Origin of the sequence: Lysobacter koreensis, from assembly GCF_042677045.1 — a bacterium.
GTDB classification, from domain to species: Bacteria; Pseudomonadota; Gammaproteobacteria; order Xanthomonadales; family Xanthomonadaceae; genus Lysobacter_K; species Lysobacter_K koreensis.
Map to the genome: position 1 here is coordinate 941929 of NZ_JBHTIH010000003.1, position 9388 is coordinate 951316.

Annotated in this window: 10 protein-coding genes; 8 read left to right on the forward strand and 2 right to left on the reverse strand. The window is 68.7% G+C overall.

Annotated elements, in window-relative coordinates:
- The first annotated feature begins 7 nt into the window (after positions 1-7).
- From ACFQZQ_RS09645 to rsfS, 4 genes are all read left to right on the forward strand, one after another.
- The gene (locus ACFQZQ_RS09645; RefSeq protein WP_386812532.1) at positions 8-652 is read left to right on the forward strand and encodes an LPS-assembly lipoprotein LptE; all 645 of its coding nucleotides are present in this window, start codon (positions 8-10) and stop codon (positions 650-652) included.
- A 2-nt stretch (positions 653-654) separates the two neighbouring features.
- Positions 655-1713: a DNA polymerase III subunit delta gene (gene holA, locus ACFQZQ_RS09650; RefSeq protein ID WP_386812533.1), complete on the forward strand. Its 1059-nt coding sequence runs from the start codon at positions 655-657 to the stop codon at positions 1711-1713.
- Between the two features lie 34 nt (positions 1714-1747).
- Positions 1748-2425, forward strand: a complete 678-nt coding sequence (nadD, locus tag ACFQZQ_RS09655) for a nicotinate-nucleotide adenylyltransferase (RefSeq protein WP_386812534.1) — start codon at positions 1748-1750, stop codon at positions 2423-2425.
- 64 nt (positions 2426-2489) lie between these two features.
- Positions 2490-2951: a ribosome silencing factor gene (gene rsfS / locus ACFQZQ_RS09660; protein ID WP_386812535.1), complete on the forward strand. Its 462-nt coding sequence runs from the start codon at positions 2490-2492 to the stop codon at positions 2949-2951.
- A gap of 201 nt (positions 2952-3152) precedes the next feature.
- On the opposite strand, the gene ACFQZQ_RS09665 is transcribed toward rsfS, so the two are convergent.
- Positions 3153-4694: an alkaline phosphatase PhoX gene (locus ACFQZQ_RS09665; protein ID WP_386812536.1), complete on the reverse strand. Its 1542-nt coding sequence runs from the start codon at positions 4692-4694 to the stop codon at positions 3153-3155.
- A gap of 113 nt (positions 4695-4807) precedes the next feature.
- Here ACFQZQ_RS09665 and rlmH point away from each other — a divergent pair, with 113 nt between their 5' ends.
- Together rlmH and ACFQZQ_RS09675 are read left to right on the forward strand one after the other, a co-directional pair.
- Complete coding sequence (gene rlmH, locus ACFQZQ_RS09670) at positions 4808-5278, forward strand: 23S rRNA (pseudouridine(1915)-N(3))-methyltransferase RlmH (protein ID WP_386812537.1); 471 nt, start codon at positions 4808-4810, stop codon at positions 5276-5278.
- Positions 5279-5375: 97 nt separating this feature from the next.
- Positions 5376-6431 (forward strand): hypothetical protein, encoded by a 1056-nt coding sequence (locus tag ACFQZQ_RS09675; protein ID WP_386812538.1) that lies wholly within the window; start codon positions 5376-5378, stop codon positions 6429-6431.
- A gap of 241 nt (positions 6432-6672) precedes the next feature.
- Here the strand turns inward: ACFQZQ_RS09675 and ACFQZQ_RS09680 are convergent, their stop codons facing one another.
- Positions 6673-7341, reverse strand: a complete 669-nt coding sequence (locus ACFQZQ_RS09680; protein ID WP_386812539.1) for an energy transducer TonB — start codon at positions 7339-7341, stop codon at positions 6673-6675.
- A gap of 486 nt (positions 7342-7827) precedes the next feature.
- Here ACFQZQ_RS09680 and ACFQZQ_RS09685 point away from each other — a divergent pair, with 486 nt between their 5' ends.
- Together ACFQZQ_RS09685 and ACFQZQ_RS09690 are read left to right on the forward strand one after the other, a co-directional pair.
- On the forward strand, positions 7828-8697 hold the full coding sequence (locus ACFQZQ_RS09685; protein WP_386812540.1) for a tetratricopeptide repeat protein: 870 nt from the start codon (positions 7828-7830) through the stop codon (positions 8695-8697).
- 125 nt (positions 8698-8822) lie between these two features.
- Complete coding sequence (locus ACFQZQ_RS09690; protein WP_386812541.1) at positions 8823-9242, forward strand: hypothetical protein; 420 nt, start codon at positions 8823-8825, stop codon at positions 9240-9242.
- Positions 9243-9388 lie beyond the last annotated feature (146 nt).

The following is a 9388-nucleotide window of genomic DNA, read 5'->3' on the forward strand; positions in this document are numbered from 1 at the left end:
TTCGGCCATGATTCGTCGCCTCCTTCCCGTTGTTCCCGCGCTGGCCGTCGTGCTGGCCCTGTCCGCCTGCGGTTTTCACCTGCGCAACGCCTTGACCCTGCCTCCCGACCTCGGTCCGGTGCGGGTGGTTTCGGTGGATCGCTACAGCCCGCTGGCCGAATCGCTGGCTCAGGCGCTGACCCGCGCTGGCGCCACCGCCGCCGATGCGAGTACCGACGCCGCTGCGGTGCTCGACCTGCTGTCCGAGCAGTGGGGCGACACGCCGGTGGCAGTGGACGAGTTCGGCCGCACCGTGGAACTCAGCCTGCGCTACGCGGTGGTCTTCGAGTTGCGCAAGGCCGACGGCACCGCGCTGGTGCCGCGCCAGACCATCGAGCTGGCGCGCGACTACATCTCCAACCCGGTCAACGCGATCGGTACCGAGGGTGAGCGCGAGATCCTGCAGCGCGAGATGCGCCGCGAGATGACCGCCTCGGTGCTGCGCCGGATCGAGGCGGTGTCCAAGAGTGCGCAGGGCGCCGTGATCGGATCGGCCCCGGCCGCGTTGCCAATTGCGACCGACGCCGCCAGGGCTGCGGTCGAGGCCGCCGACCCTGTGCCGTCCGACGCTGACGCGCCGGTCGAGCCCGAGCCGACCCCCGTTCCGCGCTGAGCATGGAACTCAAGCCGGAGCAGCTGGCCACCCAGCTCGAATCCGGGCCGCTACGCCCCGCCTACCTGATCGCCGGCCCGGAGACGCTGCGCGTGCTCGAGGCCGCTGACGCGGTGCGCGCCGCCGCGCGCAGGCACGGCGTCGCCGAGCGCGAGGTGTTCGAGGCCGAAGGCAACCCGCGCGAGCCCGACTGGGACGCGATCACGGCGACGATGCGCGCCCCCAGCCTGTTCGCCAGCCGCCGCCTGATCGAGGTGCGGCTGCCGACCGGCAAGCCCGGCAAGGACGGCGCGGCGCTGATCGCCGAGTTCTGCGCCGATCCGCCCGCCGACATCACCCTGTTGGTCACCGCCGGCGAGTGGAGCCGCCAGCACGGCGGCAAGTGGAGCGAGGCGATCGGCCGTATCGGCCAGGTCGCGATCGCGTGGGCGATCAAGCCGCACGAGCTGCCCGAATGGATCGAGCGCCGGTTGCGCGCGCACGGCCTCAAGGCCGACCGCGGCGCGGTGCAGCAACTGGCCGACCGGGTCGAGGGCAACCTGCTAGCCGCCGCGCAGGAGGTCGACAAACTCGCGCTGCTGTCCGACGGTTCGACGCTCGACGCGCAGCGCATGGAATCGCTGGTCGCCGACGCGGCGCGCTTCGACGTGTTCCGGGTGGTCGACGCGGCCTTGAACGGGCAGGGCGCGCAGGTCTCGCGCATGCTCGCCGGCCTGCGCGCCGAGGGCGAAGCGGTGCCCGCGCTGCTCGGCATGGTGATCATGGAACTGCAGCGCGGCGCGGCGCTGGCGCGCATCAGCGAGCGCGGCGGCAACCTGGCGGCCGAGTTCAAGGCGCAGCGGATCTGGGATGCCAAGCAGCCGATGTACCAGCGCGCGTTGAAACGCCATGGCGTCGCGCGCTGGGAAGCGTTCGTCGCCCAGGCCGGGCGGGTCGACCGCATCGCCAAGGGCCGTGGCCAGCCCGGCGAGGATCCCGGTGACGCCTGGCTGGCGCTGGAGCGGCTGCTGCTCGCGGTCGCCGAACCGCGCGCGGCCCGCCTGCTGTCGGCATCGCGTTGAGCGCGGTGGCAGCGCCCCGTTCCGAGCACGCGCGATGACCCTGCAGGTTTTCTACGGCGGCACCTTCGACCCGGTCCATTGCGGCCACCTTGCCGTCGCGCGCGCGGTGCGCGACGGCCTGCAGGCGCCCGTGCGGCTGCTGCCGGCCGCCGATCCGCCACACAAGGGCCCGACCCACGCCGACGCGCAGCAGCGCGCGCGCATGCTCGACCTGGCCACCGCCGGCGAACGCGGCCTGGTGGTCGACCGGCGCGAGCTGCGCCGCCCGGGGCCGTCCTACAGCATCGACACCTTGCGCGAGTTGCGCGAAGAACTCGGCCCGCAGGCGCCGATCGCGTGGCTGATCGGCAGCGACTCGCTGGCGCAGCTGCACACCTGGCACCGCTGGCGCGAGCTGTTCGAGCTGGCGCATATCCTGGTGGTCACGCGCCCGGGTACCCCGGTCGACGCGCAGTGGCTGGCGCAGCAGGCACCGCAGGTCCATACGGAAGTGGCGGCGCGGCAATGCCCGCCAGCGCGGCTGAAGGCGTCGCCCGCTGGCGGCCTGGCGCTGTTTGGACTGGAGGAACAGCGCCCGGAATCGTCCACCGAGCTGCGCCGCCGGATCGCCGCCGGCGAGCCTTGGCAGGCTTGGGTACCGCCCGCGGTCGCCGAGTACATCGCCCGCAAGCAGCTCTACGCCGTTCAGGCCGCCTCCGCGGCTTCGCTATAATCCCCACGCACCTATCCCCGCGCTTCAATCCCGCGCACCCCAGCGCGCCCCACGAGCTTCCCCTTTGACCAGCCAAGCCCAAGTCATCAAGACCCGCCTCCCCAGCCCGCCGCCGTCGGTGGACGACCTGCTCAAGACCGTGCGTGCCGCGTTGGTGGAGCTCAAGGCCAAGGACGCCGTCGAGATCGACGTGCGCGGCAAGAGCAGCGTCACCGATTTCATGGTGATCGCCTCGGGCACCTCCACCCGCCACGTCAAGTCGATTGCCAACGAGGTGGTGGTGTTCGCCAAGAAGCTCGACATCATGCCGCTGGGCGTGGAGGGCGAGCGCGAGGCCGAGTGGGTGCTGGTCGACCTGGGCGACGTGGTGGTCCACGTGATGCTGCCGCGGGTGCGCGAGTTCTACGCGCTGGAGCGCCTGTGGACCGTCGGCGACCAGCCGCCGAGCGAGATCGACGAGTACGGCGACACCGAGTTCGGCGACGACGGCTTCGACAGCGAGACCGACGTCGAAGACCGCGTCTGATTTCGGATGTTGCGTAATGAAACACGGCGCCCTGGGGCGCCGTTTTTCTTTGCTCGTCATTCCCGCGAAGGCGGGAATCCAAGGACGTGGGTTCTTGGAAAAAGCAGAGTCCATGGATTCCCGCCTTCGCGGGAATGACGAGCGCAACTACGCACGAATGACGAGCCAAAGGGAATCCATTCCCTCCGCCTCAAGCCCAACTCACAACGGTCCGCGCTGCCACGGCCCGGTGATCGCCACGGTGATGCCCGGGGTCTGGATGTTGACGAACAGCGTGCGTCCGGTCGGGTCCCAGCAGGCGCCGCAGAACTCGCTGTCGCGGTAGTCGCCCTCGGCTATGGTCTTGTCGGCGTTGGCGATCTGGATCGCGGTGAGCTGCACGTTGTTCTTGCCCAGGTAGAACGACTCGCCGCCGCGGGTCAGGCCGATCAGGCGCGCGCCGGGGCCGTAGTTGTCCGGGCTTTCGCCGCCGTCCTCGCACAGCACCACGCCGCCGCGCGGGCTGACGGTGACGTTGTCGGGGTTGTGCGCGGCCAGCTGGTCGCCGCTGACGAACAACGCGCGCATGGTCTGGCTGGCCAGGTCCAGCACCCACACCGCGCCGTTGCCACGGCCCCGGCGGCCGCGGCTGTCGACGCCGGTGGCGGTGTCGACGATGAGCATCTTGCCGCTCGCGTACCAGATTCCTTCGCCACGGCTCATGCGCAGCGCGCCCTCGGCCCAGGCCTGCGCGAACGGGCCGCTGAGGGTGTCGCCGGCGGCGATGTCGGGGAAGCCCGACGGTGCGACGATCGAATCCAGGTCCGGATCCGGCACGTTGACCCATTCCAGCGCGACCTGCGTGCCGATGGTGGCGACGGTGAGGTCGGCGTTCGCGCGGCCGCGCACGCGCGCCGCCTGCAGGCGGCCGCCGTTCTCGAGCGAGCCATTGCGGCCGGCGCGGTCGTGCGGGATGTAGCGGTACAGGCCCGACTTGTTGCGGTCGTCCTCGGTCAAATAGACGATGCCGGTGCGGGGGTCGATCGCGACCGCCTCGTGGCTGAAGCGGCCCATCTGCACCAGCGGGCGGCCGCTGGTGCGTTCGTTGCGCGGGTCGACCTCGAACACGTAGCCGTGCTTCTTGCCGGTGCTCGACACCGCGTTGGTCTTGATCTCCTCGCAGGTCAGCCACGTGCCCCACGGGGTCAGGCCGCCGGCGCAATTGACCAGGGTGCCGCCGAGGCTCGGCTCGATGCCGCGGAACTCACCGTCGCGCCAGAACAGCGTGGTGGTGCCACCACCGGAGACCTGGCCGCCGCCGATGTCGCCGGTGTCGTACATGCCCGGGGCGCGGATCGGGGTGCCGGCGCCGACCTCGTGGTTGCGGATCAGCACCATGTCCGGGCCGTTGCCGTGGCCGCGCCCGCGACCCAAGCCATGGCCGCGGCCGGGCGCGCGCATCACCGCCATGCCGTCGTGGCGGTCGGGGCAGGCCTGGCCGTCGTCCATGCGGTCGCCGCTCCAGCCGAACGACTGGTAGCTGAAACCGCGCGGCAGCTGCAGCAGCGGCAGGCCGGTGCTGCGGTCGGCGACCGGGGCAAGCGCGCCATACGGGCTGGGGATCGGCGCCATCCGGGTAAGGTCGCCAGCGGCGGCCATGGCCTGGTTCGCATGCAGACCGCCAAGGCTGCCGATCGCACCGACCGCCATTGCGGCGGCGCTGCCCTTGAGTACCTGGCGGCGGGAGACGTCGAGATCGTCCATTGCAACTCCTGCTGGCTGGGGGAGTGCTGACCGTAGGGCCGGGCCATAACCGTCGTATGACGCCGGGGTGTCAGTGGCCGCGGGGCGTGACGCGCGGCCGCTACCATGGCGCCATGAAAGCCAAGTTGATCGCCGTGGGCGAACGCGCGCCGCGCTGGGTGGCAGAGGGGTTCAGCGAGTACCAGAAGCGCCTCTCGCACTGGTTGCCGCTGGAGCTGGCCGAGGTCGAGCCGGGCCTGCGCGGCAAGGGCCGCGACGCGCTGCGCGCGACCTTCGACGAAGGCGCGCGGGTGCTGGCGGCGCTGCCGAAGCAGGCGACCGTGGTCGCACTCGACGGGCGCGGCAAGCCCTGGTCGTCGGAGCAGCTCGCGCAGCGGCTCGAACACTGGCGCGCGCAGGGCCGCGACCTGGCGTTGCTGATCGGCGGCCCGGAAGGGCATGCGCCGGAGGTGCTCGCGCGCGCCGACGAGTCCTGGTCGCTCGGCCCGCTCACGTTGCCGCACATGCTGGTGCGGCTGGTCGCGGCCGAGCAGCTGTACCGCGCCGCGGCGCTGCTCGCCAACCACCCGTACCACCGCGCGTAACCCCCGCCCACACCCACACCCGTTCGACGCAACGCCACCGCGCGTGGCCTTGTTCATCGTGCGTGACCGTTGGCCTTGTTAACGACGGGATAACGCCATGGGCCGCGCGATTCGCGAACACCTGGACACCTCCACGGCCGCGGCCGGGTCGCTCGGCGCTGCCAATGATCGCGATCGTGCGGCGGCCAGCGCGGTCTACATCCACGGACTGGGCAACCACGCCGACGAGCACGCCCTCACCGCACGCTGGGACCGCGCCCTGTTCGGCCGCGACCTGGACGGCCACTCGCGCATGGCCTACTGGGTCGACCGCGCCCGCTACCCGCAATCCGAAGGCTGCGATTGCGCCGACCCGGTCTGCGGCTGCGGCGCGCACGAGGAACCCGGCCTGGGCAGTGCCTTGGCCGGGGTTTGCGCGCCGATCCAGTTCGAGATGGCGATCCGTGCCGCCACCGGCGATGCCGAACAGCGCGCGTTCCTGCGCGAGATCGGCCTGCTCGCGATGCAGCGCGCCAAGGCGCAGGCCGCCGGCAACGACGGCCGCCAGCGCCGCGACAGCCACGGGCGAGCCGTCGCCGCGAGCACCGGCCTGGGCCTGCCCGATGCGGTGGACTTCCTGTTCGACCCGGCGCGGCGCCGGCACATGGAGGACGTGTTCCGCCAGCGCCTGCACCGCGACGACGGACCGTGCGTGGTGGTCGCGCACAGCCAGGGCTCGCTGATCGCCTACGACGTGCTGCGCCAACTGCGCCGGCGCGACATCGACGTGCGCCTGTTCGTCACCGTCGGCTCGCCGCTGGGGCTGGCGCCGCTGCGGCGCGTGATCCAGTCCTGGGTGGGCCAGACCCGGCTGCCGTTCCCGGCCTGCGTGCGCCGTTGGGTGAACGTCGTCGCCGCCGGCGACGTGCTCGCGTTCGACCCGCAACTGCCCGACGCCATCGCGTTGCCCGCCCGCGGCGGCACCTTCGAACAGCACTGCATCGGCCGCGAAGAACGCGATCGCAACCCGCTGTTCGCCGGCAACCCGCACGCCGCGCTGGGTTACCTGTCGAGCGCGATCGTGCAGCAGTGCGTGCGCGCGGCATGGCAGGCGGTGGCGTCGGTGCACGGCGGCTTGCGGGAACTGGCCACCCGCGATTCGCTTTCGTCCTGAGGCACTTGCTTCTGTAGCAGCGGCTTCAGTCGCGAGCTTCTCCTCGTCGTCCCAACCCACCACATAGGTGTGCCGGGAGCAGAAGCTCGCGGCCGAAGCCGCCGCCAGCCGGGCACGCGTCGCTTCCCCGACGCGTGACCGCCGCAACCGCAGGGCGGGTTTCAACCCGCCGGCCTGGCGGCGCCATCCCGCGAAGGCGGGTTGAAACCCGCCTGGCGCGGCGACCGGTTTTCCGCCGCGCTCAACGCCGCAGCGCGAACTCCACCGGCACCAACCCGATCGCCTGCACCGGCGCGCCGTTGCGCATCGCCGGCACGAACCGCCAGCGCGCGAGTACCTGCTTGCGCGCGGCCTGGTCGAGCACGCGGTGGCCGCTGCTGCGCGACACCGCTACCTGCAGCGGGCGGCCATCGACGTCGACCAGCACCTGCAGCACCACCGTGCCGGCGAGCCCCTCGCGCAGCGCGGCCATCGGATAGCCCGGCGCCGGCGCCGACGCGTACTGCAACTGCGCCCCGGCCAGCGGTTCGACGTTCGGCGCGATGCTGTCGCCGCCGCGGTCGACCACGACCTCCTCGAACGGCGGCACCGCGATCTCGCCGGCCGGGTCGAGCACCTGCGGCAGCGGCTGCGGTTCGACCCGTGGCGGCTGCACCACCGCCGCGCTGCGCACCGCCCGCGGCGGCGGTTTCACTACCGGCACCACGATCGGCGGCACTGGCTTGGGCTTGACCCGCGGCAGCCAGTCGGTCGTCGTCTCGGGTTCGGGGATGTCGACGTGCAACGGCGCCGACAGCGGCACCAGCAACACCAGCAACAGTCCGACATTGACCGCGATGGTGCCGACCTCGGCCGCGATGCGGCCGCCATCGAGGCGCGGGTGGGAAGGGTTCGGGATCGCGTGTGCCATGGCCCATCTCCTGGTTGGGGTGCATGGCTTCCAACGCGCGGATGCAGGCAACGGGGTTGCGCGGGGCGCCAGCAGCAAAAAACAAATCCCCCTTGGTCCTCCTTTTTCAAAGGGGGAAACCACCTGAGGGGGAAACCCCGTACGTTGACGACCCCGCACCTGCCGCGGCCGCCGGCGTGTCTCCTTCCCTTGAGGGGAAGGAAATCGCGCGCGTGGCTTGTCTCCCTCCTTTGAAAAAGGAGGGCCGGGGAGGATTTGCTGTTGCCGTTGCGGTTGCAAAAAAAAGCCCCGCAAAAGCGGAGCCTTTCCGTAGCGACCGCGGCCTGCATTTACGCCTGGCCCGGCTCCACCGGCGCCGAGTCCTTGACCGATACGGGAACACGCGCCTTGACCCGGTTGCAGGACTGCTTGAGCATTCGGTGCACATCCCCGCTCGCAGGGTCTGCTTAAGCGTCAGCCGTCAAAACACCTCTTGAGGGCATCGTCGTGATTCGAAAACTGATCCTCATCCTGATGGCAAGTTTCGTTGCAGCACCGGTTCTGGCTGTCGACATTTTGTCGCTTTGGGATTTCAGCAATCCAGCCTTGAGCGAACAGCGGTTTCGTTCTGCTCTTGGGACTGCAAACGGCGATGAAGTCCTGATTCTTCAAACGCAGATCGCACGGACCTACGTATTTCGAAAGGATTTCCAGAAGTCGAGGCAGATCCTGCGTTCCATCGAGCCGCAGATTCGATCGGCCGGCGCGGAGGCCCAAGTGAGGTACTGGCTGGAGCTTGGCCGTACGTACGCCTCGCACCAACATCCTCCGGAGTCGCAAACGCCAGAGTCGAAGAGCAACGCTCGCATGGCTGTCGAAAAGGCTCTCACCATCTCGCGGGAAGCGCGGCTTGATGGGTTGGCCATCGATGCCATTCACATGTTGGCATTCGTGGACACGGATCCTGCGGATCAGGTGAAGTGGGGGCAACAAGCGTTGTCCCTTGTGGAGGCGTCGAACCAACCGGAAGCCAAGCAATGGGAAGCCTCTGTTCGCAGCAATCTTGGTGAAGCACTGTACGATCTCGGTCGCTACGAGGAAGCTCTCGGGCACTTCAGAAGAGCAGTGATACTTCGAGAGCAAGGCGCCAATCCAAGAGCGACTCGTGACGCTAACTGGCACGTCGCTCGCGCACTTCGTATGCAGAAACACTTTGATCAAGCATTTGCCATACAACTTCGTCTTGAACGCGAGAGTGAGGCCATGAGTGATCCCAGGCACTACATCTTCGAGGAGTTGGCACTTCTTTACCAAGCAAATGGATGCCAGGAGCGTGCTAGGCATTACTTAGCCCGTGCCAAAGAGCTGGCGGATTGAGTGCGCAAAGTGACGGCTAGCAATTCATTCAAGCCGAAGCCGCTTCGCGGCTCGGCTTAGTTCAGGCGTTTGGGCTTGCTGACTTAAAGCGCATGATCCGAGTATCTGCAACTGGAGTCCGCGAAATGAATGTGCGCCATCTTCAGTTGTCAGGTCTTCTCGTATTCCATCTGGTGTCCTGCAGCCGAGATGTCGATCCTCCAGTCAAGGCTCCAGCTCAAGCAGAACGCCAGGTCCTTTCGCAGCCCTCCCCCGCAAGACTAGGGGCGTGCTCGAAGATCACGGCGCAGGAGCTTCGGAGCGAGGAGCCGGGAATGATGCTCATGGGGGACACCGGGTCGATCAGCTTCTACGGGCACAAGCGAGCGCTGCTCTGCTCCGAGCCAGGACCCGGAGGCATCGGTGAATGCGAAATCGTCGCGGACAAAGTCATCAAGGTCGTCACGCCCTCGGAAACATTGGGACTCAAACCACAAATCGGCCGGGTTCCGAGCCGACTTGTCTATGGGCCGGACGGGGTTTTCTGCGAACCCATCCGCAACTAGTCCTTGTCATGCATTGGCCTAACAATTCGTTCGAGCCGAAATGGTAGTTCCTTCGGTTCAGTGGACACCCTGATCTAACTTCAGGAGTGTCTTTATGCCAGCACCAGGTCCCAGGACGATCAATCGCTACAGCGATGAGTTCAAGG